At 73.3% G+C, this 22970-nt stretch carries 20 protein-coding genes and 1 pseudogene; 15 read left to right on the top strand and 6 right to left on the bottom strand.

The features are described 5' to 3' along the window. Positions 1–195 precede the first annotated feature (195 nt). From V9U70_RS17560 to V9U70_RS17535, 6 genes are all read left to right on the top strand, one after another. Positions 196–1086, top strand: coding sequence for an FAD binding domain-containing protein (locus V9U70_RS17560; protein WP_336676328.1), 891 nt, complete (start codon positions 196–198; stop codon positions 1084–1086). A 2-nt stretch (positions 1087–1088) separates the two neighbouring features. Beyond that, a complete protein-coding gene (locus V9U70_RS17555; RefSeq protein WP_336676327.1) occupies positions 1089–1688 on the top strand; it encodes a (2Fe-2S)-binding protein in 600 nt (199 codons plus the stop codon). Next, positions 1685–4102, top strand: a complete 2418-nt coding sequence (locus V9U70_RS17550; RefSeq protein ID WP_336676326.1) for a xanthine dehydrogenase family protein molybdopterin-binding subunit — start codon at positions 1685–1687, stop codon at positions 4100–4102. The genes V9U70_RS17555 and V9U70_RS17550 overlap by 4 nt, the downstream gene beginning before the upstream one ends. Before the next feature lie 335 nt (positions 4103–4437). Next, complete coding sequence (locus V9U70_RS17545; RefSeq protein WP_336676324.1) at positions 4438–5895, top strand: NCS2 family permease; 1458 nt, start codon at positions 4438–4440, stop codon at positions 5893–5895. Between the two features lie 33 nt (positions 5896–5928). Further along, a complete protein-coding gene (locus V9U70_RS17540; protein ID WP_336676323.1) occupies positions 5929–7071 on the top strand; it encodes an XdhC family protein in 1143 nt (380 codons plus the stop codon). 50 nt (positions 7072–7121) lie between these two features. Beyond that, a complete protein-coding gene (locus tag V9U70_RS17535) occupies positions 7122–7796 on the top strand; it encodes a hypothetical protein (RefSeq protein WP_336676322.1) in 675 nt (224 codons plus the stop codon). Between the two features lie 149 nt (positions 7797–7945). On the opposite strand, the gene V9U70_RS17530 is transcribed toward V9U70_RS17535, so the two are convergent. Continuing rightward, positions 7946–9499, bottom strand: coding sequence for a peptidoglycan-binding protein (locus V9U70_RS17530; protein WP_336676320.1), 1554 nt, complete (start codon positions 9497–9499; stop codon positions 7946–7948). Positions 9500–9841: 342 nt separating this feature from the next. Further along, complete coding sequence (locus V9U70_RS17525; protein WP_336676317.1) at positions 9842–10288, bottom strand: nitroreductase family deazaflavin-dependent oxidoreductase; 447 nt, start codon at positions 10286–10288, stop codon at positions 9842–9844. A 237-nt stretch (positions 10289–10525) separates the two neighbouring features. Here V9U70_RS17525 and V9U70_RS17520 point away from each other — a divergent pair, with 237 nt between their 5' ends. The 3 genes from V9U70_RS17520 to V9U70_RS17510 are packed head-to-tail and all read left to right on the top strand — an operon-like array spanning position 10526 to position 12972. Continuing rightward, entirely contained in the window at positions 10526–10759 is a 234-nt protein-coding gene (locus V9U70_RS17520; protein ID WP_336676316.1) for an acyl carrier protein, read from the top strand. Then, positions 10756–12033 (top strand): beta-ketoacyl-[acyl-carrier-protein] synthase family protein, encoded by a 1278-nt coding sequence (locus tag V9U70_RS17515; RefSeq protein WP_336676315.1) that lies wholly within the window; start codon positions 10756–10758, stop codon positions 12031–12033. The genes V9U70_RS17520 and V9U70_RS17515 overlap by 4 nt, the downstream gene beginning before the upstream one ends. 21 nt (positions 12034–12054) lie before the next feature. Continuing rightward, positions 12055–12972: an alpha/beta fold hydrolase gene (locus V9U70_RS17510; RefSeq protein ID WP_336676314.1), complete on the top strand. Its 918-nt coding sequence runs from the start codon at positions 12055–12057 to the stop codon at positions 12970–12972. 22 nt (positions 12973–12994) lie between these two features. On the opposite strand, the gene V9U70_RS17505 is transcribed toward V9U70_RS17510, so the two are convergent. The 3 genes from V9U70_RS17505 to V9U70_RS17495 form a co-directional block, all read right to left on the bottom strand. After that, entirely contained in the window at positions 12995–15406 is a 2412-nt protein-coding gene (locus V9U70_RS17505) for an endonuclease/exonuclease/phosphatase family protein (protein ID WP_336676313.1), read from the bottom strand. 272 nt (positions 15407–15678) lie between these two features. Continuing rightward, a complete protein-coding gene (locus V9U70_RS17500) occupies positions 15679–16758 on the bottom strand; it encodes a glycoside hydrolase family 5 protein (protein WP_336676311.1) in 1080 nt (359 codons plus the stop codon). A gap of 180 nt (positions 16759–16938) precedes the next feature. After that, positions 16939–17334, bottom strand: a complete 396-nt coding sequence (locus V9U70_RS17495; RefSeq protein WP_336676310.1) for a VOC family protein — start codon at positions 17332–17334, stop codon at positions 16939–16941. Positions 17335–17442: 108 nt separating this feature from the next. Between V9U70_RS17495 and V9U70_RS17490 the strand changes: the two genes are divergently transcribed. The 6 genes and pseudogenes from V9U70_RS17490 to V9U70_RS17465 all read left to right on the top strand — a co-directional run. Beyond that, entirely contained in the window at positions 17443–18942 is a 1500-nt protein-coding gene (locus V9U70_RS17490; RefSeq protein ID WP_336676308.1) for an MFS transporter, read from the top strand. Further along, a complete protein-coding gene (locus V9U70_RS17485; RefSeq protein ID WP_336676307.1) occupies positions 18939–19934 on the top strand; it encodes a glutathione S-transferase family protein in 996 nt (331 codons plus the stop codon). The genes V9U70_RS17490 and V9U70_RS17485 overlap by 4 nt, the downstream gene beginning before the upstream one ends. 184 nt (positions 19935–20118) lie before the next feature. After that, on the top strand, positions 20119–20277 hold the full coding sequence (locus V9U70_RS17480) for a hypothetical protein (RefSeq protein ID WP_336676305.1): 159 nt from the start codon (positions 20119–20121) through the stop codon (positions 20275–20277). A 105-nt stretch (positions 20278–20382) separates the two neighbouring features. Next, entirely contained in the window at positions 20383–20907 is a 525-nt protein-coding gene (locus V9U70_RS17475) for a SigE family RNA polymerase sigma factor (protein WP_336676303.1), read from the top strand. Next, positions 20904–21635, top strand: coding sequence for a hypothetical protein (locus V9U70_RS17470; protein ID WP_336676302.1), 732 nt, complete (start codon positions 20904–20906; stop codon positions 21633–21635). The genes V9U70_RS17475 and V9U70_RS17470 overlap by 4 nt, the downstream gene beginning before the upstream one ends. 111 nt (positions 21636–21746) lie before the next feature. Further along, a pseudogene (locus V9U70_RS17465) lies at positions 21747–22043 on the top strand (DNA glycosylase AlkZ-like family protein); the annotation flags it as partial. Positions 22044–22097: 54 nt separating this feature from the next. On the opposite strand, the gene V9U70_RS17460 reads toward V9U70_RS17465, so the two are convergent. Continuing rightward, positions 22098–22940 (bottom strand): response regulator transcription factor, encoded by an 843-nt coding sequence (locus tag V9U70_RS17460; protein WP_336676300.1) that lies wholly within the window; start codon positions 22938–22940, stop codon positions 22098–22100. Positions 22941–22970 lie beyond the last annotated feature (30 nt).

Genomic DNA, 22970 nt, shown 5'->3' with positions numbered 1-22970 from the left:
TTCGTTCGAATCTACAAGACGAGGACGGGGACCAGCCAACTCCTTCAGTGTTTCGGTGACTGCACCGGCGGGAGCGTGGCTTGTGTACTGGGCCACACACCACGTGAACACCGTATGAACGACCCGTACGAGCCAGTCGAGGGCCGGCCGTCCCCAGCCCCAGCGAACGACCGATTGAGAAGAAGAGAGCCACTCATGGACTTCCTTCGCCCCGCCAGCTGGGAGGAGGCGCTCGCCGCCAAGGCCGAGCACCCCACGGCCGTGCCCATCGCGGGCGGCACCGATGTGATGGTCGAGATCAACTTCGACCACCGGCGGCCCGCATACCTCCTGGACCTGAACCGCATCGGTGAGCTGTCCGCATGGGAGGTGGGCCAGGAGAGCGTGCGGCTCGGCGCCTCCGTGCCGTACAGCGGCATCATGGAGCACCTGCGGGCCGAGCTGCCCGGTCTGGCGCTCGCCTCGCACACCGTCGCCTCCCCGCAGATCCGCAACCGCGGCGGCGTCGGCGGCAACCTCGGGACCGCGTCGCCCGCCGGTGACGCCCACCCGGCGCTGCTCGCCGCCGGCGCCGAGGTCGAGGCCGCGTCCGTACGCGGCACGCGGCTGATTCCCATCGACGCCTTCTACACGGGCGTCAAGCGCAACGCCCTGGAGCCGGACGAGCTGATCCGCGCCGTGCACATTCGCAAGGCCGACGGGCCCCAGCAGTACTCCAAGGTCGGCACCCGCAACGCGATGGTCATCGCCGTCTGCGCGTTCGGTCTCGCACTGCACCCCGAGACGCGCACCGTGCGCACCGGAATCGGCTCCGCCGCCCCGACCCCGATCAGGGCCCGGGAGGCCGAGGACTTCCTGAACGCCGCGCTGGAGGACGGCGGGTTCTGGGAGAGCGGCAAGATCATCACCCCCTCGATCGCCAAGCAGTTCGCCGCCCTCGCGTCCGGCGCCTGCAACCCGATCGACGACGTGCGCGGCACGGCGGCGTACCGCAGGCACGCCGTCGGCATCATGGCCCGCCGCACGCTCGGCTGGACCTGGGAGCAGTACCGCGGCGCGGGCCGCACGCTGGAAGGAGCTGCGTAACCATGCGAGTCAATTTCACGGTCAACGGCCGTCAGCAGGAAGCCGACGACGTGTGGGAGGGCGAGTCCCTCTTGTACGTCCTGCGCGAGCGCATGGGCCTGCCCGGGTCCAAGAACGCCTGCGAGCAGGGCGAGTGCGGGTCCTGCACGGTCCGCCTGGACGGCGTCCCCGTCTGCTCGTGCCTGGTCGCCGCCGGCCAGGCAGAGGGGCGGGAGGTCGTCACCGTCGAGGGCCTGGCCGACTACGCCAAGCACCGCCAGGACGCCCACCCCGGCGGCGGCTGCGCCTCGGGCGCTTGCGGCACCCCGCTGGACGCCGCCCGGCGCTGGCAGGCCAAGCCCGCCGACGGCCGGGCCGGCGAGACCGCCGAGCTGTCCGTGATCCAGCAGGCGTTCATCGACGCCGGAGCCGTCCAGTGCGGGTTCTGCACCCCCGGTCTGCTGGTCGCCGCCGACGAGCTCCTCGAACAGAGCCCCTCACCGTCCGACCAGGACATCCGCGAGGCGCTCTCCGGCAACCTGTGCCGCTGCACGGGCTACGAGAAGATCCTCGACGCGGTCCGCCTCGCGGCCGCCCGTCAGGAAGAGGCGGTCCAGTCATGACGACGCACCCGAAGCCCGCTGCCGGGCCGGCCGGCGCCCCCACCAAGATCACCCAGGGCTCGACCGCCAAGGGAGGCATCGGCGAGTCGACGCTGCGCCCCGACGGCACCCTGAAGGTCACCGGAGAGTTCGCGTACTCCTCCGACATGTGGCACGAGGACATGCTGTGGGGCCACACGCTCCGCTCCACCGTGGCGCACGCGGAGATCCGCTCCATCGACATCACCGAGGCACTGGCGACGCCCGGCGTCCACGCGGTGCTGACCTACGACGACCTGCCCGCAGAGACGAAGAACTACGGCCTGGAGATCCAGGACACTCCGGTGCTCGCCCACGGCAAGGTCCGCCACCACGGCGAGCCGGTCGCCCTGGTCGCCGCCGATCACCCGGAGACCGCCCGCCGGGCGGCCGCGAAGATCCGGATCGACTACGCCGAGCTGCCGCTCATCACGGACGAGGCCTCCGCGACCGCCCCCGACGCGGTGCTGATCCACGCGGGCCGCGACGACCACCACAGCGGCCACGTCCCGCACCCCAACATCGTCCACCGCCAGCCGATCATCCGCGGCGACGCCGAAGCGGCCGCCTCGCGCGCCGACGTCGTCGTGCGGGGCGAGTACACCTTCGGCATGCAGGACCAGGCCTTCCTCGGCCCCGAGTCCGGCCTCGCGGTGCCCTCGGAGGACGGCGGCGTCGAGCTGTACGTCGCCACCCAGTGGCTGCACTCCGACCTCCGCCAGATCGCCCCCGTCCTCGGCCTGCCGGAGGAGAAGGTCCGGATGACGCTCTCCGGCGTCGGCGGGGCCTTCGGCGGCCGCGAGGACCTGTCCATGCAGATCCACGCCTGCTTGCTGGCGCTCCGCACCGGCAAGCCCGTCAAGATGGTCTACAACCGGTTCGAGTCCTTCTTCGGCCACGTCCACCGGCACCCCGCGAAGCTCTCCTACGAGCACGGCGCGACCAGGGACGGCAAGCTCACGCACATGAAGTGCCGCATCGTCCTGGACGGCGGCGCCTACGCCTCCGCCTCCCCGGCGGTCGTCGGCAACGCCTCCTCGCTCGCGGTCGGCCCGTACGCCGTCGAGAACGTCGACATCGAAGCGCTCGCCCTCTACACCAACAATCCCCCCTGCGGCGCGATGCGCGGTTTCGGCGCGGTCCAGGCGTGTTTCGCCTACGAGGCCCAGATGGACAAGCTCGCCGCCGAGCTGGACATGGACCCGGTGGAGCTGCGGCAGCTCAACGCCATGGAACAGGGCACCCTGCTGCCCACCGGCCAGCCCTGCGACTCGCCGGCCCCGGTCGCCGAGCTGCTGCGCAGGGTCAAGTCCCGGCCGCTGCCGCCCGAGCAGCAGTGGCTGGCGGCGGGCAGCGCCGGCGCCTCCGTCGACGTCCGGGCGCTGCCCGGCGGCCTCTCCAACACGACCCACGGGGAAGGTGTCGTGCGCGGCGTCGGCTACGCGGTCGGCCTGAAGAACGTCGGCTTCTCCGAGGGCTTCGACGACTACTCCACCGCCCGTGTCCGGATGGAGGTCATCAACGGCGAACCGGTCGTCACCGTGCACACCGCGATGGCCGAGGTCGGCCAGGGCGGCGTCACCGTCCACGCCCAGATCGCCCGCACGGAGCTGGGCGTCAGCCAGGTCACCATCCACCCCGCCGACACCCAGGTCGGCTCCGCCGGTTCCACCTCCGCCTCCCGCCAGACCTACGTCACCGGCGGCGCGGTCAAGAACTCCTGCGAAGCCGTACGGGAGAAGGTCCTGGAGATCGGCCGCGCCAGGCTCGGCGCCCACCACCCCGCCTGGGCCACCGCCGAGCTCCTCCTGGAGGGCGGCAAGGTCGTCACCGACGGCGGCGAGGTGCTCGCCGACATCGCGGACGTCCTGGAGGGCGAGGCGGTCGACATCGAGCTGGAGTGGCGCCACCGGCCCACAGAGGCGTTCGACCTGCGCACCGGGCAGGGCAACGGCCACGTCCAGTACTCCTTCGCCGCGCACCGGGCCGTCGTCGAGGTCGACACCGAACTGGGCCTGGTCAAGGTCATCGAGCTGGCCTGCGCCCAGGACGTCGGCAAGGCCCTCAACCCGCTCTCCGTGGTCGGCCAGATCCAGGGCGGAACCACCCAGGGCCTCGGCGTCGCGGTGATGGAAGAGATCATCGTCGACCCCAGAACCGCGAAGGTGCGCAACCCCTCCTTCACGGACTACCTGATCCCCACGATCCTCGACACGCCGGCCATCCCGGTCGACGTGCTCGAACTCGCCGACGACCACGCCCCGTACGGGCTGCGCGGCATCGGCGAGGCCCCCACCCTGTCGTCCACTCCGGCCGTCCTCGCGGCGATCCGGAACGCGACCGGGCTGGAGCTCACCCGGACGCCGGTGCGCCCCGAGCACATCACCGGCGTCTGAGAGCCCGCCGGGCGGCCTCCCACCGGACGTCGCCCGGCGGTCTCCCCGCGGTCCCCCCGCCCTCTCCGGGCGGTGCGCCGAGCCGGGTCACGTGACACCCCTCGGCCCGTCGCACCGTCCGAAGACACCGAGCACCGCACCCCCGCGGTCCCGCACCGCACCCCCCCCCCGCACAGCAGCGCCTCACGGACACCCGTGCCCTTCGGCACACCCCGTACCTGCTTCCCCAGTCCGTCCCGGCCGTCCCCGGGTCGTGCGGCCGACGCAGTCATCCCAAATCCCGCAGTCAGCAATCTCCACGCGGGTGCCCCTGTGAACCTTGGGAGTCAGGCATCATGACCCAGCAGTCAGTGGAACCGAAGACCAGCGCGGAGGCCGCGGGCCCCGGCTCGCGCGTCCCCGCCGGAAGATCATGGCTCGACCGCTACTTCCACATATCCGACCGGGGGTCCACCGTCGCGCGCGAAGTGCGCGGCGGCGTCACGACCTTCATGGCCATGGCGTACATCCTCCTGCTCAACCCGCTGATCCTCGGTGGAGAGGACGCCGCCGGCGATGTCCTCTCCCAGAGCGGGCTGATCACCGCGACCGCCTTCGCGGCCGCCGCGACGACCCTGCTCATGGGGTTCGTCGGCAAGGTGCCCCTGGCGCTCGCCGCCGGACTCAGCGTCTCCGGGGTGCTCGCCTCGCAGGTCGCGCCCAACATGACCTGGCCGCAGGCCATGGGCATGTGCGTGATCTACGGTGTGGTGATCTGCCTCCTCGTGGTCACCGGCCTCCGTGAAATGATCATGAACGCGATCCCGCTCGCCCTCAAGCACGGCATCACCATGGGCATCGGGCTCTTCATCGCCCTCATCGGCCTCTACAAGGCCGGGTTCGTCCACCAGGGCCAGGCGACCCCCGTCTCCCTCGGCCCGGCCGGGGAGCTCGCCGGCTGGCCCGTCCTGGTCTTCTGCGTGACGCTGCTGCTCATCTTCATGCTCCAGGCGCGCAACGTCCCCGGGGCGATCCTGATCGGCATCGTCGTCGGCACCCTGGCGGCCCTCACCGTCAACGCGATCGCCGACATCGACCCGAAGGACTGGAGCAGCGGCCCGCCCGCCCTGGAGGGCAGCGCGGTCTCCGCCCCCGACTTCTCCCTCTTCGGCAACGTCGAGTTCGGCGGCTGGGGCGATGTCGGCGTGATCACCGTCGGCATGATCGTCTTCACCCTTGTGCTGGCAGGCTTCTTCGACGCGATGGCCACCATCATCGGCGTCGGCACGGAGGCCGGGCTCGCCGACGAGAAGGGCCGCATGCCGGGCCTGTCCAAGGCGCTGTTCGTCGACGGCGCAGGCGGCGTCATCGGCGGCGTCGCCTCTGGCTCAGGACAGACGGTCTTCGTCGAGTCGGCCACCGGCGTCGGCGAGGGGGCCAGGACGGGGCTCGCCTCCGCCGTCACCGGCCTGTTCTTCGCCGCCTGCCTCTTCTTCACCCCGCTCACCGCGATCGTGCCCGCGGAGGTGGCCTCCGCCGCCCTCGTCGTCATCGGCGCGATGATGATGCAGAACGCCCGGCACGTGGACTGGAGCGACCGCTCCGTCGCCATTCCGGTCTTCCTGACCGTGGTCCTGATGCCCTTCACCTACACCATCACCACCGGCGTCGCCGCGGGCGTCGTCGCCTACTCCGCCATCAAGCTCGCCCAGGGCCGGGCCCGCGAGGTCGGGGCCTTCATGTGGGGGCTGACGGCCGTCTTCATCGTCTTCTTCGCCCTCAACCCGATCGAAAGCTGGCTGGGCGTCCACTGACCCCCCGGCCCTCTTCGCCAAAGGAGACACCCCATGCTGGACATCGCCGAGGACCTGCACCGGTGGGTCTCGCAGGGTCGCGCGTTCGCCGTCGCCACCGTGGTGGCCGTCGGCGGCAGCGCGCCCCGGCAGCCCGGCGCCGCCCTCGCCGTCGACCGCGACGGCACCGTCATCGGGTCGGTCTCCGGCGGATGCGTGGAGGGCGCTGTCTACGAACTCTGCCAACAGGCGCTGAGGGACGGGCAGACCGTCCGCGAGCGCTTCGGCTACAGCGACGAGGACGCCTTCGCGGTCGGCCTGACCTGCGGCGGCGTCATCGACATCCTGGTCACACCGGTGCGGGCGGAGGACCCTGCCCGCCCGGTGTTCGCCGCGGCGCTCGCGGCCGCCGCCGCAGGGGCGGCGGCCGCGCTCGCGCGGATCACGGACGGGCCCGACGACATGCTCGGACTTCCGCTGCTGGTCCACGCCGACGGCGGCCACGAAGGCGGGCTCGGCGGCCATCCGGCACTCGACCGGACGGCCGCCGCGGAGGCCCGCGCCCTGCTGGACGCGGGGCGCACCGGGCCGCTCGTCATCGGTGCGGAGGGCTCCCGCTGCGGCCGGCCCCTCCAGCTCCTGGTCGAATCCAGCGTGCCACCGCCGCGCATGATCGTGTTCGGCGCCATCGACTTCGCGGCCGCGCTGGTAGAGGCCGGGAAGTTCCTCGGCTACCGGGTCACCGTCTGTGACGCCCGGCCGGTCTTCGCCACCGCGGAGCGCTTTCCGCAGGCCGACGAGATCGTCGTCGAATGGCCCCACCGCTACCTCGCCCGGACCGCCACCGACGCACGCACCGTACTCTGCGTCCTCACCCACGACGCCAAGTTCGACGTGCCGCTGCTGGAGGCCGCGCTGCGCCTGCCGGTCGCCTACGTCGGCGCGATGGGCTCGCGCCGCACCCACCTGGAGCGCAACGAACGGCTCCGCGAGGCCGGGGTCTCCGAGCGCGAACTGGTGCGGCTGCACTCGCCGATCGGCCTGGACCTCGGAGCCCGTACGCCGCAGGAGACGGCCCTGTCCATCGCGGCCGAGATCGTCGCGGTCCGGCGCGGCGGCAGCGGCGCCCCGCTCACCGGGGCCCACACCCCCATCCACCACGACGGCGGCGGCCAGCCGCTCTCGTCGGTGGCCTGAAGCAGCAAGGCTGCGGAGCGGACGCGGACGGGTGCGGTTGGATGAGGCCCATGAGCGTTCACGACGTGGCCCGCGGGCTGCCGGGCATATCCGCCCTCACCGATCTCTGCCGTTCCCTGGCGATGCTCGACGCGATCCTGTGTCCGGAGTGGGACCACCGCTGGCACGGCTTCGACGCGCGGTGGTCGCCCACGGAGGCCATGGCCTCGATGCGGGACGGAGCGGGCGGTGAGTACTCCGTGGTCTTCTCCGCCGCCGGAGCGTACGCGCGCGGCTTCGACCACGAGTCCCCGATGAGCCCGTACGTCGACGACGCTCCCTGGCCCGGGGTGCTCGACGAGGTGCCCGCCGTCTTCCGCCCGTACGTGGACGAGCCCTCCTTCACCGACGAGTTCGGGTTGCCCGTGGTCACCGCCTGCCTCTGGCGCGAAACCGGCGACGACCGCTGGAGGGCGGGCCGCGTCGAGTTCCCGGAGGACGGCGAGGACTGCGACGGCGCCGACTGGCTCTTCCAGCTCCTCGTGGAGGGGACCCCGGAGTCCTACCAGGAGTGGGCGCAGGACTACTTCGAGACCTCCGTCGACCTCGAAGCCGTCCGGCACGTCTACGCGCTGCGGCCGCTGACCGACGCGGTGGTCGCCGCGCTCAACCCGGCACGGGCGCCCGCGGAACTCGCCGAGGACGTCGAGGAGATCGGGTACCCGGTCGGCACCGCGGGGGAGTGAGGGGCGAGCCCGGGAGGCCGGCGTGCCGTCGGCCCGGCACGCCGCGCGGCGCGGCGCGGCAGGGCGCGGCGTAGCGGCACGGGGAACGCCGGGGCCGGGACGCGCTCGCTCCCGAGCGGCCCCGGTCCCGGCGTCCGGACGGGCCCGGGTCAGCGGCCTGCCTGCAGCGCCGCCCAGGTGGCCGGGCCGACCACGCCGTCCACCGTGAGGCCGCGGCCGCTCTGGTAGCCGCGGACCGCCGTCTCCGTGGCCGGGCCGAAGCCGCCGTCCACGGACACGGTGGTGCCGAGCGCCGCGGTCAGGGCCCGCTGGAGCCGCCTCACCGCGTCGCCCGAGCCGCCCCGCGCCAGGGACGGGGTCGTCCCGGCCGACAGCAGGGCCGTCCAGGTCTTCGAGCCGACCTGCCCGTCGGCGACGAGCGAACGGGCCCGCTGGAACGCCTGCACGGCGCTCTTCGTGGCCGGCCCGAAGCTGCCGTCCACCGCGCCCGCCGCGTACCCCTGGTCGTTGAGGAGCTGCTGCACGGCCTTCACCTGCGGGCCCGTGGAGCCCGACTGCTGAAGCGTGTAGGAGGCGAAGGTCAGCCCGTCGCCGCCACCGCCCGGCGCGCCCCCGACCAGCTCCATGTAGCGGTTCCAGTCCCAGTGTCCGCCCGGGTCGGTGTGGTCGTTGCCGGGGACCTCGCTGTGGCCGACGATGTGCGCCCGGTCCTTCGGGATGTCGTACTTCGCGCAGAGATGGGCGGTCAGCGCGGCGGAGGAGCGGTACAGCGCGTCGGTGAACCACGCGGGGTTGTCCACGTAGCCCTCGTGCTCGATGCCGAGGGACGAGGCGTTGGCGCTGCGGGCGTGGTAAGCGGTGTCCTTCTCCCGGACCGACTGGGTGATCTCGCCGTCGGAGGAGCGGATCGTGTAGTGCGCGCTGACCTGCGACGCCGGGTTCTGGAACCAGCTGATGGAACCGGCGTACGAGCCCTGGGTGACATGGACGACCACCTTGTCGACGGCCGCCGTGCGGCCGGCGGCGAAGTTCCCCGCGGCGGCGGGCATCCAGCGCGCCGACGGGTAGTCCGTGCTCCGGGCGTCGACGGCGGCCGCGGAGAGCGCGCCCTTGTCGGGGGAGACGGGGCGGGAGGGCACGAGCACCTCCTCGCCGCCCGGGGTCCGCGCGGCCACGCCCTCGGCGAGGGAAGCGAAGACGGCGTCCGCGTAGAGCACGGAGGCGGGCCCGTCGGCGGCGCTGTACCGGGCGACCGCCGGGTACCAGGCGTTCACGTCGCGCCGTTCGGCGCCGTCCAGGCCCAGCGCGTCGGCGTGGTCGCGCAGGACGGCGGCCCCGCCGAGGATGTTGGCCGTGGTGTCCCGCCGCAGCCGCGCCGCGCTCTCGCCGGTCAGCTCGGACGCCTTCTCCAGGGACCGGTTGGCGGGGTTGCTCGTCAGGTGCATCACGCCGTAGCCGTTCGCCTGGCTCGGCGTCCCGGCGTGCCCGTCCAGCCGGCTCTCGCCGTAGCCGACGGCGGCCAGCAGATCGCGCGGCACGCCGTACTCCCGGGCCGCGTCGGCGAAGGCGCGGTTCATCGGCTCGGCCGCGGCCGGCTCCGGCGCGGCGCTCGCCGGCTGACCGGTCGCGAGGAGGGCGGTGGCGGTGAGGGCCGCCAGGGCGCAGGCGCGGGCCCGGGCGCGGGCGACGGGGCGTGGGGGCATGGGGGCTCCTGCTCTGTGGGGGCCGTGGGAGTCCCGGGGGGTGGGGGGAGCCCGCCGGAGTCCGTGGGGCCGTGAGGAAGAGAAAAGCCCTCGGGCCCGAGCGGGCCAAAGGGAGATCCAACGCCGTCAGGCTATCGATGTGAGGTAGGCATGACAATCGCGAAAGGGGGCGTTCCCTCTGGCAACTTCCTGCATATACGGCCTCGTTGACATGCGACCAGGGTTCGCCGGGGGAGGGGAAGCGTCACCCGACAGGCCCAGCGCGCCGGTTGACGAAGGCCGGGCCCCGGCGGACACGGGGGGACGGCCTGGGCCGGCCCGGTGACCGCCGGAACGCCGTGCTCAGCTCCTGGTGAGCCGCACGACGGGGATGTCCCGCTCCGTGCCCGCCTGGTACTCCCCGTAGCGCGGGAAGAGCTCCACCAGACCGGGCCACACCCGCGCCTTCTCCTGCGGCGGCAGCGTCGCGGCGACGGCCCGGAAGCGCTCGGTGTTCACCCGCAGCTCCACCTCGGGGTTGGCCTGGAGGTTCAGATACCACAGCGGCGGCCTGTCGGAGCCGCCGTTGGACGCCACGATCAGATAGTCCTCACCGTCCCGCCCGTACATCAGGACCGTCCGCCGCACCGCCCCGCTGCGCCGGCCCACGTAGTCCATCAGCAGGCAGGGGACGCCGAGCTGCGTGGTGCCCTGCGTGCCGCCGGACGACTCGTACAGCTCCGCCTGCCGGGCGACCCATTCGGCGGGGCTGAGCGTGACCTGTGCGTCGCCGTCCTGCTCGGCCGTCATGTCCTTCTCCTTCTCTCGTTGCTCTCCCGTACGGGCTGGGCCCCATCCTGGCATCCGCCGCCGCGACAGCGAAGATTCGCACACCTGGACGCCCCTCCAACCCCACGGGGGAACGGAGGCCGGGGACTCGCCCGTGAAGGCGTATAAAGGGTCCCTCCGGAGCAGCCGGCGTCCCCCGATGGCCCCACCTTCCCTCACGCGGCCGGCGTCACCGCGTCACTGAGCCCAGGAGCGCCAATGAGCACTTCGGAAGAGATCAGAGCCCTGCTGGTAACGAAGTTCGGCACCGACCCCGCGGCGCTGCGCCCCGATGTCCCGCTGCACCGGCTGCGGCTGGACTCCCTCGCCCTGGAGGAACTGAGGCTGCTCATCGAGGACCGGCTGGACGTGGACCTGGAGGACGTCGCGCTCACCTCGCGCGACACCCTCGGCCGCCTCGTCGAGGCCGTCCACGTCAAGGCCACCGCGTGAGCGCCCCCGCCCCGGCCCCGGCCGGCCGGCCCTACCGCCGACCGGCGCTCGCCCCGTTCGCCGCCGCCGTCACCGGGCTGGGCCTGGTCACGGCCGCCGGGACGGGCGTGGACGCCGCTTGGCGCGGCGTCACCGAGCACCTGGCCCCGTCGGTCGGCCCGCGGCCCGAACTGGAAGGGCTGCCCTGCGACTTCTTCTACTCCGTCACCGACTGCGACCCCCAGGCCGTCCTCGGGGTCGCCGCCCAGCGGCTGATGGACCGTTTCGCCCAGCTCGCCGTCATCGCCGCCCGGGAGGCCGTCGCGGACGCGGGGCTCGACCCGTCGGTCTGGGACAGCGGCAGGGTCGGCGTCGTCATCGGCTCCGCCCACGGCGGGCTGGCGTTCTACGACGAGCAGCACGCCGCCCTGACCGAGCGCGGCCCCCGGCGGGTCTCCCCGAAACTCGCACCCCTCAGCGTCGTCAACGGCGCGGCCAGCAGCGTCAGCCTGGATCTCGGCGTGCAGGGCCCCAGCCAGGCCGTCTCCACCGCCTGCTCCTCCGGGACCGTCGCCATCGGCACCGCTCACCAGATGCTCCGCTCGGGAGCCTGTGACGTCGTCATCGCGGGCGGGGCCGAATCGACCTGCACCCGCCTCCTGATCGCCAGCGCCTGCCGCCTCAAGGCCGTCTCCACCCGCCGCGAGGACCCCGAGGCCGCCTGCCGCCCCTTCGACACCCACCGCGACGGCTTCGTGGTCGGCGAGGGCGCCGGCCTGCTGGTCCTGGAGCACCCGGAGCACGCCCGGGCCCGCGGGGCCACCGTCCGGGCGCAGGTGAGCGGGTACGGGGCCTCCAGCGACGCCCACTCCGCCGTGGCCCCGGACCCCGACGGACTCGGCATCGAACGCGCCCTGCGCACCGCCCTCGCCGACGCCGGACTCGTCCCGCAGGACGTCGGGCACGTCAACGCCCACGGCACCTCGACGCTCTCCAACGACCTGATCGAGGCGACCATGCTCCGCCGGGTCCTGGGCGAGGGACCGCTGGTGACCTCCACCAAGGCGATGACCGGGCACACCCTCGGCGCGGCGGGCGGCATCGAGGCCGCGCTCACCGTGCTCGCCCTCCAGCACCAGCGCGTCCCGCCCACCGTCAATCTGGACGCGCCCGACCCGCGCATCCCGATCGAGGTGGTGGCCAAGGAGGCCCGGGACGCCTCTTTCGACTGCGCCGTCAAGACCTCGCTCGGCTTCGGCGGCCACAACGCGGCACTCGTCCTCACCAGCGCCTGAGAGAAGGGAACGCGCAAGCACATGCCCGAGGAGATCATCCGGGACCTGTCGGTGGACGGGGTCCGCTACGGCTACCGGGTCCTGCCGCACGCCCGGCCCGGCACACCCCCGGCCACCGAACCGGCGCTCGTCCTGGGAGGCGCGCTCCAGGGGATGTACGGCTGGCCCCAGATGGACGACCACCTGGGCCCGGCCACCGATGTGGTCACCGCCGACCTGCCCGGCATGGGCGGTGCGGACCCCCTTCCGGCGGGCCCCAGCGCCGACCTCCTGTGCCGGGCCGTCCTGCGCATCGCCGACGACCTCGGCGCGCCCCGGATCAACGTCTTCGGCTTCTCCTACGGCACCGCCATCGCCTTCGGGTTCGCCCGCCGCCATCCGGAGCGGGTGGCGCGGCTGGCGCTGGGCGGCGTCCCGATCCACATCGACGCCGCCCAGGCCGCCCGCTGGGAGCGGGCCCGCCGGCTCCTGGCGAACGGGGACCGCGAGGGGTTCGCCGCGCTGGCCGCCGACGCGCTGATGTGCCTGGACCCCCGACGCCCGGTTCACCGGCGCGAGCTGGCCCGCCGCTACGTCCGGCGCTCCTTCCTGCACGCGCTGGCGAACTCGCCGCACGCGGCGGACTCGCTGTACCGGGCGCTCGCCGACCGGCCCGACTTCTCCGGCGGGCTGTCCGGCGTGCCGGCGCTGGTCTTCGCCGGGGAGCACGACACGGTCACCTCGCCGGAGCGGCAGCGCGCGTTCGCCGCGACCATCGAGGGCAGCCGCTTCCTGACGATGGGCGAGTCGGACCACTGGGTCGTGCTGGAGCGGGCCGACGACGTGGCGGCCCTGGTGGCCCGCTTCTTCACCGGCGGCGAGGTCGGGGCGCCGCCGGACGCGGCGGTCCCCGCGGCCGCCCTGCCGCGCCAGGCCGCCGCCCCGGCGGAACGGGTCTGACCCGCCCCGCCGGGCCGGTGGGTCAGCGGCGGGGGCCGTTGACCTTCACGCGCACGACCTGGGGGTCGTGGTCGCTCGCCTGGTCGGCGAACTCCGCGTTGATGTGGACCACGTCGTAGTCGAAGCGCCGGATGCCGGGGCTCGTCAGGATGTGGTCCAGCGTCTGCGAGTTGCCGTCGTAGACGTAGCTGTACCGCTCCGCCGCGGGCAGCGTGGTGATCAGCGGCTTGAGGACCCCGCCCCGGGTCAGCCGCTCCATCGTCGGGGAGAACTCGAAGTCGTTGATGTCCCCGAGCGTGACGACGCGCGCGGACCGGTCCGCCTTCAGCAGCGAGGCGACGAAGGCGTTCACCTCTGCGGCCTGCTGGACCCGCTGGGTCTCCGAGGACCGGGTCGGCTCCTGGAAGCGGCCGTGCAGCGACTGGTCGCCGCCCTTGGACGCGAAGTGGTTGCCGATGACGAAGACCGGCCTGCCCCGGAAGACGAACTCGCCCACCAGCGGCTTGCGGCTGTTGTCCCAGGCCGCGCTCCGCGGGCTGATCCGGCCCGGGGAGGCGGACAGCTCCACGCCCTTCCACGTGTCCACGGCCCGCACCGGTGTGGTGGCGTCGCCGCCCGCACGGTCGGTGAAGGCGACCCGCTCCGGGTTGAACAGGAACACATTGCGGATGTTGCCGCCGGGCTGGCCGCCGTCCTCGTTGTTCTCGGGGGAGATGTACCGCCAGGCGTACCGCGGGCCGCCCGCCGCCACGATCGCGTCGGTGAACCGCCGCAGCGTCGCCTCCGAGCCCACCGTGCCGTCGTTCACCGGGCCGTTGTCGTCCTGGATCTCCTCCAGCGAGAGGATGTCCGGGGAGGCGAGGTTCACGGCGACGCCCTCGGCCAGGGTGTCGAACGTGGCCTGGTCGTCGCGCGCGTCGAGGTTCTCCACGTTGTACGTGGCGACGGCCAGCTCGTTCTTCTTCTGCTTGCGGGTCACCTCTCGCCGCAGCCCCCGGTCGGCGAGCGTGCCCAGCTCGGTGGCCTGAAGGTTGTAGCCGCCGTACGAGGCGTAGTCCAGCACGCCGGTGGTGCGGCCCTCCAGCACGTCGCCCACGTTCGCCTCCGGCACCTCACGCGCCGGGTCCAGCGACATCACCTTGAGCCGGCCGGTGTTCTGGTCCTCGTAGGAGGCGTAGCGCGTGCCGCCGCGCCGGGTCGGGTTCTCCCGCGGCTTCACCGTCACCCAGATCTCGTCGTACGCGGTCGTCGCCCCGGTCACCCGGGTGTCGGCGATCCGGACCCGCGAGCCCTCCAGCGACTCGTACAGGTCCAGGGCGTACCGGGACGGCTCCAGCGGCAGTGTGTCGATCGACCCGCCGCCGGCGGAGGGGACGTAGCGGTCCGGCACCGAGCGGGCGTCCAGGACGACCGGGGCGGGCAGCGCGTTGCCGGACGAGAGCACGGTGGTGCGCGCCCCGGTGAGCTGGGTGATCGACTGGGCCCCGGCGCCCGGGTAGTACTCGGCTACCTTCCCGCTCACCAGGACCGCGTCCCCGACCGCCACGGCGGGGACCGCGGAGCCGGTGTAGACGAACAGGCCCTCACCGGTGCGCGGGTCGCCGTCGGGCGAGGTGTCCTGGAACCAGAAGCCACGCGAACCGCTCGCCCGCACCCCGGTGACGACGCCCGGGACCCCGGTGACCGTCGTGCCGTCGAGGGGGGAGAGGCGCGTGGCGCCCTGGATGTCGTGGACCCGGACGGAGCCGGGCTCGGTGGGGCCGGGCTCCTCCGGCTCCTGGCCGCCGCCCCCGGACGTCTCGCCTGCCGCGTTGACCGGGGTCGGCGCTCCGGCCAGGAGGTCGGCGGCGTTGTCGTCGGTGTCGGTGAGCGAGGCGCTCCGCGAGACGGACGCGGTGGCCGAGGCGCCAGGGACCGGCCCGCCGCCCTCGCGGACGACCGCGGAGCCGTAGCCCACCAGGTCCACGATCCGGGCGTCGGCGGCGCAGTCCGCCGCCGACTTGCAGGTGAGCGGCGTCGTGCCGGAGACCAGCGCGACCGTCCCGCTGCTCGCCCCCATGGAGACCGTGCCGGCGGCGTCGGCGGCCGGCAGGTCGACGGTCCCCCCGGAGCCCGCGGCCTGGGAGACCAGGTAGCGGCCGCCCGGCGCGATCGCCCCGGACAGCGCGGAGACCTGCCACCGCGAGCCGGCCGACGGGCTGCCCGGCAGGTACTGGACGCTGAGCCCGCCGACCTCGAAGGCCGTGGAGCCGGCGTTGGCCAGCTCCACGAAGTCCCGGGTCAGCGTCGCGCCCGAGTTGCCCCCGCCGCCGTACACCTCGGAGATCACGGCGGTGGCGGACGGGGCCGCGTGGGCGGCGGGCAGGGCGGTCACCGAGAGCGCGACGGCGACGGCGCCGGTCAGCAGGACGGAACCGGATCTGTGTATCTGCACGGGAGGAGCCCCCAACTGAGTAGTGAAGGCCAAAAACTATGCGCGTAGAACAGGGTGTGACAAGGCATCATCGGTTAATTCCCGGCATCGTCCGGGTGGAGTACGGGCTTCGTCGGCCACTTTGGACGCCCGGCCCACCGGGCGACGGCCGGGCGGGGGCGCCCCCGCCCGGTCAGGTGAGGGAGCTCCCGCCCGGCGGGCGACACCGGCCCCCGCCCGGCCCGGCCGTCAGCGACGGATCGCCGCGCCGCCTTCGAGGGGCGAGGCCGGGGTCACTGGCGGATGCGGTCCCGAATCCAGACCCCGGCCTCCTTGAGGACCCCGGTTCCCGCCCAGTCGCCCCCGTTGCAGGTGCCGGTCCTGAAGACCGCGCCGGAGCGGTGGTCGTCGGAGTAGTTCCAGTTGGTCCAGGAGATCTTCTTGCGCTTCATCAGGTCGATGTACCGCTGCGACATGGCGAAGTCGTTGGCGCCGTCGCCCGAATAGGTCTGCGTCCCGAACTCCGTGACGAAGACCGGCAGCTTGTCGGACGCCCGGTCGAGGGCGCTGAGGTAGGCCTCGCGGTGGGAGGCCGCGTAGAAGTGGAAGGTGTACATGATGTTCGCGGCGCGGACGGGATTGTTCACGACCTCGTTCTCGTTCGAGCCCTCCGACACTCCGAACGAGGACCAGGCGCGCGTGCCGACCAGGACGACCCCGTCGGGGTCCTGGGCGCGGATCACCGGAATGATCCGCTCGGCATAGGACTTGATGGCCGACCAGCTCACCCCGTGGGGTTCGTTGGCGATCTCGTAGAGCACACCGGGGTGGTCCTTGTACTTCTTCGCCATCGCCGTGAAGAAGGTCCTGGCGTTGGCCAGGTTCACGTTCGGGTCGCCCGGGCTGAGCATGTGCCAGTCGATGACCGCGTACATGCCGCGCGCGTGCGCCGCGTCCACGAACTTCTGCGCACGGGCCGTGAATCCGGCCGGGTCCGTCTCGTACCCGCCCTCCTGCACGTAGGTGGAGACGCGCAGGACGTCGGCGCGCCAGTCATGGGCGAGGGCGTCGAGCGAGCCGTCGGTGACGCACTGGGCGTACCACTGGGTGCCGTGCGTGCTCATCCCGTTGAGGGCGACGGCCTGTCCGGAGGAGTTGCAGAGCTGGCGGCCGCAGACGGAGAGCCGGCCGTTGGCGGCGAGCGGAGTGGCGGCGGCCGGTGCGGTGGGGGCCGGGGCGGCTCCGGCCCGGACGGGGGCCGCCAGTGCGGTGACGACACCGAGCGCGGACGCGACGAGCAGGGCCTTGCGGGCGAAGCGGCGGCGGCCGGTCGCGGAGCGGGGCTCGGTGGGGGGACTCGTGCGCTGGTGCATGGTGGTGCTCCCTTCGAAGGGGGTGGGAGGCGCCATGTCGGCAGCACTGAAAGTAAAGCCGCCTTCCAAATGCCGTCAACAGTGTTGGGAAACTTTCCTGTCTATTAACGCGCTCAGCCCAACGCCCTGTTCACCCCTTCCGGGCCCACCGCCGCCGTGCCCCGGCGACGGGCCCCCGGCTCACCCCTCCGGCAGCGGGGTGACCGCGAGCGCGAACGAATGGCCCGCCGGATCGGCGTACACCCGCACATCCCGAGGGCCGTTGTTGGTCTCACCGGTGTCCACGGGCCGGGCTCCGAGCCCGATGGCCTCCCGCTCGGCCTCGTCGATGTCCTCCCGGCGCACCAGAACCCGCAGGCGCGCTTCCTGGGCGGCCGCCGGACGCGGCCAGCTCGGCGGAACGTAGCTCTGGTCGCGGCGGATCGCCAGCCGTACGCCGTCGTGGGCGACGACCTCGACGAAGTCGGGGTCGTCCGCGGTCCGCGTCTGTGCGTCCAGCAGACCGGCGTAGAACTCGGCCAGCTCCAGGTGGTCGGCGCAGTCAAGGACAAGAACGCTCGTCTTCTCCACAGTCATGTGGAACTCCTACCCCCGGCGGGCCCGGACACGCCGGCGGACGCCCACGGCCGCGCCCCGACGTGTCCGGGGATGAGGAATCGCCCGGAGCGGCCTAAGGTGCGAACCATGGCACGGAGCGCGGCGCATTCCGGGCCGCCCGGGCGCGACCCCGACCCCGGCGGCCCCGACCCCCGGCGCTGGCAGGCGCTCGCCGTCTGCCTGGTGGCGGGCTTCATGACGTTGCTGGACGTCTCCATCGTCAACGTGGCGCTCCCTTCTATCAGGGAGGGGCTCAACACCCCCGAGTCGGAGCTCCAGTGGGTGCTCTCCGGCTACGCCCTCGCCTTCGGCCTCTTCCTGATCCCCGCAGGACGCCTCGGAGACGCGCGCGGCCGCCGGGCGGTCTTCATGGCGGGCCTCGCCCTCTTCACCCTGGCCTCTGCCGCCTGCGGAGCCGCCCAGACCAGTCTGTGGCTGGTGGTCGCCCGGTTGGTCCAGGGCATCGCGGGCGGGCTGATCTCCCCGCAGATCTCCGCCCTGATCCAGCAGATGTTCTCCGGCCGCGAGCGCGGACGGGCCTTCGGCATGTTCGGCACCGTCGTCGGGATCTCCACCGCGGTGGGGCCGCTGCTCGGCGGGGTGCTCATCCAGGCCGCCGGGCCCGACCACGGCTGGCGCTGGGTGTTCTACGTCAACCTCCCGCTCGGCGCTCTGTGCCTCCTGCTCGCCCGCCGGCTGCTCCCCGACACCCCCGCCGCGGGCCGGGTCGGGCCGCGCGACCTGGACCCGGTCGGCGTGGCGCTCCTCGGGACGGGGGTGCTGGCCCTGCTGCTGCCGTTCGTCCAGGCCCAGCAGTGGCCCGGCAACGGCAAGTGGCTCCTGCTGGTCCTGGCCGCCGCCCTGCTCGCCGCGTTCGTCGGCTGGGAGGCGCGGTGTGCCCGCGGCCCCACCCAGCCGGTCCTGGACCTGGCGCTGTTCCGGCTGCGGTCCTACTGGCTGGGGTGCCTGCTGATCCTGCTCTACTTCGCCGGATTCACCTCGATCTTCTTCATCACGACCCTCTACCTCCAGTCGGGCCTCGGCTACTCGGCCCTTCAGGCCGGCCTCGCCATCACCCCCTTCGCCCTCGGCTCCGGCGTCGCCGCCGCCGTCGGCGGCCGACTGGTCGGACGCTTCGGACGCCCGCTCGTGGTCGCCGGTCTGGCCATGGTCGCGGCCGGTCTCGCGGGCACCGCCCTCGCCGTCCACCTGGTCCCCGGGCCCGGTGCCGGGTGGGCCATGGCCGCCCCGCTGCTGTTCGCGGGCCTCGGCAGCGGGCTGGTCATCGCCCCGAACCAGACCCTGACCCTGGCGGAGGTCCCGGTGCCCCGGGCCGGGAGCGCCGGGGGGACCCTCCAGACCGGGCAGCGGGTCGGCTCCGCGATCGGGATCGCCGCCGTCGGCGCGGTGTTCTTCGCCCAGGTGGGACCGGACGGCTGGGCCGACGCGTACGACCACGGACTCCTCGTCTCGGTCGCCTTCGTCGTGGCCGCGCTGTTCGTGGCGCTCGCCGACGTGGGGGCCGACCGACGGGGCAGACGACGTGCGGAGCGAGAACCCACCGACACACCCAGGAGCACAGTATGAGCGACACACCAGCAGGCAGCGACGGCAACACCAGCTATGGCCACAAGCCCTTCAAGCGTTCCCGCAGCCACTTCTCCGACCGGATCACCGCCGACGGGCGCGACGGCTGGCCCGTCGAAGCCGGCCGCTACCGGCTCGTCGTCAGCCGGGCCTGCCCCTGGGCGAGCCGCTCCCTGGTCTCCCGGCGGCTCCTCGGGCTGGAGGACGCCCTCCCGCTCGCCGTCGCCGACCCGATCCAGGACGACCGCAGCTGGCGCTTCACCCTGGACCCGGACGGCCGCGACCCGGTCCTCGGCATCCGCTATCTGAGCGAGGCCTACGACGCACGGGAGAGCGACTACCCGGGCGGCGTCAGCGTCCCGGCGATCGTGGACGTGCCGAGCGGCAAGCTGGTCTCCAACGACTACCAGCAGATCACCCTCGACTTCGCCACCGAGTGGACCGCACTGCACCGGCCGGGAGCCCCCGACCTCTACCCGGAGCCGCTCCGCGAGGAGATCGACGAGGTGATGGACGGCATCTACCGGGACGTCAACAACGGCGTCTACCGAGCCGGGTTCGCCAGCGGCCAGAAGGAGTACGACGCCGCCTACGAGGCGCTCTTCGCCCGCCTCGACGAGGTCTCCGCCCGCCTGGCGGACCGACGCTACCTCGTCGGCGACACCATCACCGAAGCCGACATCCGGCTGTTCACCACCCTGGTCCGCTTCGACGCCGTCTACCACGGGCACTTCAAGTGCAACCGTACGAAGCTGACCGAGGACCCCGTCCTGTGGGCGTACGCCCGCGACCTTTACCAGACGCCCGGGTTCGGTGACACCGTCGACTTCGACCACATCAAGCGGCACTACTACCAGGTGCACACCGGCATCAACCCCACCGGCATCGTCCCGCTCGGCCCCGACCTCTCCGGCTGGAGGACCCCGCACCACCGCGAACAGCTCGGCGGCCGGCCGTTCGGCGACGGCACGCCTCCCGCGGCAACCTTCTGAGACCCGGCGGCGACAAGGGGTGGTCCGGCCGCACCGCGCCGGGCTCGGGGGCGCTGCGCCTGCACCGCAACACCGCGTACGCCAACGGCGCCGCCGGCTACTACGTCGCCTCCTCGCCCTCCCGCCTCTCCCGCAACTAGCGCTGGACAACACCTCCGGCGCGGCGAAGCTCAGCAAGCGCGTGGTGTCGGCCGCCAACACCTGGGACGCGGACGCGACCCCGGTCAAGCGTCCGGCCACCGACCCGGCCACCGCCTACGGGCCCCGGCACGCGGACGGTTCGCTCCCCGCGACCGACTTCCTGGTGACCGGTACGCCGGACATCGGCGCATCGATGAGGTGACCTCCGCACGACCAGGTCCCGGGGCCGGTGGCCGGCCGCCCCGGGGCCGCGGCATAAGATCCGGCGTTCAGGCCGCACAGGCGCGTACGACGGAGGTTCCGGGGCATGGCCGACGACGCATCCGCGGAGTTCCACGCGTTCTTCGACCGCCACTACGCCGAACTCTCCCGGCTCGCCTTCCTCCTGACCGGGGAGGCGGACACCGCCGACGACCTGGCCGCCGACGCCTTCGTCGCGCTCTGGGACCGCTGGGACCGGGTGCGCGCCGCCGACCACCCCGTGGCGTACGCCCGTGGCGTCGTCGCCAACATGGCTCGCAGCCGCGTCCGGGGCGCCGTGCGCGAGCGCCGGCGGGTCGCCCTGTTCTGGTCCCGGCGCAGCGAGCAGACCGACGGCCCGGACGTGGCGGCCGTCCTCGACGTACGGGAGGCGCTGCGCAGACTGCCCTTCCGCAAGCGGGCGTGCGTCGTGCTGCGGCACGCGCTCGACCTGTCGGAGAAGGACACCGCCTTGGCCCTGGGCATATCGGTCGGCACGGTGAAGAGCCAGACCTCCAAGGCAATGGCGGAACTCGAACGGCTGCTGGGCGACCGGACCGCCGTCGAGACCGCGGAAAGTGGACGACGATGAGCGACCTGCGCAGCGGACTGGAAGAAGCCGCCCGGTCCCACCGGCCGGACCGGGCGCGCATGCTGGCCCGGATCGAGCGGGCGCGGGCCGAGGGCGCTCACCCCCCGGGCGTCGCCCGCGCCAGCCGGACCCGTCCCGCCTGGCCGCGCGTGACCCTCGCGGCCTTCGCCGCCGCCGCGGTATGCGTGGTCGGCGGGGTCGCCGTGACCGCGGTCGTACGGGGGGACGGGCCCGCGCCGCGGGAAGTGTCCACCGGCGCAGTGCCGGACGTCCCCGCCTCCGCCCCGCCCACGGCCGACGACAGCCGTCCGCCGCAGCCCGGACGCGGCCGCACCACGGACGGCCCGCTGTGGGCGGACGGCTCCGTCGCCCCCGACGACAACATCCACTGGGCCCAGAGCAACGTCACCCTCAAGACCCAGGAGCCCCTCACCGCGCTCACGGTGGAGCTGTTCGTGGCGCAGACGGGCCGGGTAAGGAGCACCGGGCGGTGGGAGACGCCGCCCGGCGAGGACTTCGACCTCACCCTGCACGAGCGGGACGGCATGCTCGTCTACCGCTGGACCCTCAAGGCCGGCCGGACGGTGCCGGCCGGGACGCACGTCTTCGCCGGCCAGTACGACCACGCGTCGGGCGGCCGCGACGCCGGGGCGGACGCGTACCGGGCCCGTGCGACGGCGGGGGACAGCACGTTCGAAGTCCAGGGAGACTTCGCGCGCACCACCTGATCCGCCGCCGCGAGCGGGACGGCGGCGCGCGCCCGAGCCCCTTTCTCTCCCCGGGGCGCCTTTCGACGGCGGCGCGCCGTGCTCCTCACGCCTGGGCGTTGCCGGGTCCCAGACGACGTCCTGCTCGGCCACGCCGACCGCACCCGCGTCATCCCGGTGGTGAACAAGGGCCGCAACGGGGCGGGGAACCAGCCCTACGGGACCGTCCTGGTCGACGGGTTCTTCGACGCTTGCCGGCGCATCGACCGGAAAGGGGACACGGCGGTCCTGACCGTGCAACCGCTCCACACCCTCTCCCGCGCCGACCGTGCGGAGATCGCCGAGGAAGCGGCGCGGACGCTGACGGCGATGACGGACGCGTCGACGCACGACGTACGGTTCGGCGCGTTCCTCGACTTCGGCGACTGACCCCACCGGGCGAGTGCCGGGCCGCGGGGTGGACCCCGCGCCCGCTGGGCGGGGTCAGGGGAGCAGACCCGCCCGGCGCGCCGCCACCACCGCCTCCAGCCGGGTGTGCGCCCCCAGTTTCCGCATCGCCGACCGCAGATAGCCCTTCACCGTCTCCGGGCGCAGGCCCAGCCGCTCGGCCGCCGCCGCGTTCGTCGCGCCCGCCGCCACACACGCCACGACGTCCACCTCACGCGGCGCGAGAGCGACCTCCCGGGCCGCGGGAGCCCGCGCGCCCGACGCCGACGCGAGCCGCCCGCAGACGTCCAGCAGTTCACCGCGCAGGGCCGGGTCGACGATCTTCGGGGCGAGAGCGCGCAGCTCCCGGTGGGCCTCGCGCACGTCCTCCCAGGCCCCCGGCGCCGCGTCCGGATCGGTCACCCGGGCCCGGGAGGCGGCGAGCACCCGCCGTACCTCGTCCCGTACCGCGAGGGCCTGCTCCACATCGCGGGCCGCCGCCACCGCCGCGTCGAACGTCCGGTCCCCCAGCGTCACCGGCGTGCGCAGCGCCCCGTACAGAACCCCCCGCACCACCCGGCGGACGACGACGGGAACGGCCACGACCGAACGCAGCCCCTCCGCCGCCACCGCCGTGTCGTACTCGTGGCTGATGTGGCGCGAGGAGGCGTAGTCGGTCACCGCGCAGGGCCGGGCCAGTGCGATGGCCTTGCCGCCCAGGCCGCTCCCGGCCGAGACGACCAGCCCGCGCAACGCGCTGGTCTGCGCGCCGTTGAGTTCGGCGATCCGCGCGTGGCGCGGCTCTGACGACAGGCCGCCGAACACCACGGGAAGCCCGCTCGTGCGGCGCAGCCTCAGCAGCGCCGTCTGCATCTCGACCGCATCGACCGGTTCCGGCACACCGACGCCTCTCCACCCGGCCGGACCACC

The organism is Streptomyces pratensis (assembly GCF_037137275.1).
GTDB classification, from domain to species: domain Bacteria; phylum Actinomycetota; class Actinomycetes; order Streptomycetales; family Streptomycetaceae; genus Streptomyces; species Streptomyces pratensis_B.
Note: the sequence above shows the minus strand (reverse complement) of the source record. Positions and strands in the feature narration are given on the sequence as shown.

What these genes read in the sequence shown, in the direction of transcription:
- V9U70_RS17495 (WP_336676310.1), bottom strand. Translation starts at nt 17,334, where the DNA reads ATGACTGTGGAGAAGACGAGCGTTCTTGTCCTTGACTGCGCCGACCAC.
- V9U70_RS17490 (WP_336676308.1), top strand. Translation starts at nt 17,443, where the DNA reads ATGGCACGGAGCGCGGCGCATTCCGGGCCGCCCGGGCGCGACCCCGAC.
- V9U70_RS17530 (WP_336676320.1), bottom strand. Translation starts at nt 9,499, where the DNA reads ATGCCCCCACGCCCCGTCGCCCGCGCCCGGGCCCGCGCCTGCGCCCTG.
- V9U70_RS17475 (WP_336676303.1), top strand. Translation starts at nt 20,383, where the DNA reads ATGGCCGACGACGCATCCGCGGAGTTCCACGCGTTCTTCGACCGCCAC.
- V9U70_RS17470 (WP_336676302.1), top strand. Translation starts at nt 20,904, where the DNA reads ATGAGCGACCTGCGCAGCGGACTGGAAGAAGCCGCCCGGTCCCACCGG.
- V9U70_RS17500 (WP_336676311.1), bottom strand. Translation starts at nt 16,758, where the DNA reads ATGCACCAGCGCACGAGTCCCCCCACCGAGCCCCGCTCCGCGACCGGC.
- V9U70_RS17520 (WP_336676316.1), top strand. Translation starts at nt 10,526, where the DNA reads ATGAGCACTTCGGAAGAGATCAGAGCCCTGCTGGTAACGAAGTTCGGC.
- V9U70_RS17485 (WP_336676307.1), top strand. Translation starts at nt 18,939, where the DNA reads ATGAGCGACACACCAGCAGGCAGCGACGGCAACACCAGCTATGGCCAC.
- V9U70_RS17560 (WP_336676328.1), top strand. Translation starts at nt 196, where the DNA reads ATGGACTTCCTTCGCCCCGCCAGCTGGGAGGAGGCGCTCGCCGCCAAG.
- V9U70_RS17540 (WP_336676323.1), top strand. Translation starts at nt 5,929, where the DNA reads ATGCTGGACATCGCCGAGGACCTGCACCGGTGGGTCTCGCAGGGTCGC.
- V9U70_RS17535 (WP_336676322.1), top strand. Translation starts at nt 7,122, where the DNA reads ATGAGCGTTCACGACGTGGCCCGCGGGCTGCCGGGCATATCCGCCCTC.
- V9U70_RS17555 (WP_336676327.1), top strand. Translation starts at nt 1,089, where the DNA reads ATGCGAGTCAATTTCACGGTCAACGGCCGTCAGCAGGAAGCCGACGAC.
- V9U70_RS17525 (WP_336676317.1), bottom strand. Translation starts at nt 10,288, where the DNA reads ATGACGGCCGAGCAGGACGGCGACGCACAGGTCACGCTCAGCCCCGCC.
- V9U70_RS17545 (WP_336676324.1), top strand. Translation starts at nt 4,438, where the DNA reads ATGACCCAGCAGTCAGTGGAACCGAAGACCAGCGCGGAGGCCGCGGGC.
- V9U70_RS17550 (WP_336676326.1), top strand. Translation starts at nt 1,685, where the DNA reads ATGACGACGCACCCGAAGCCCGCTGCCGGGCCGGCCGGCGCCCCCACC.
- V9U70_RS17510 (WP_336676314.1), top strand. Translation starts at nt 12,055, where the DNA reads ATGCCCGAGGAGATCATCCGGGACCTGTCGGTGGACGGGGTCCGCTAC.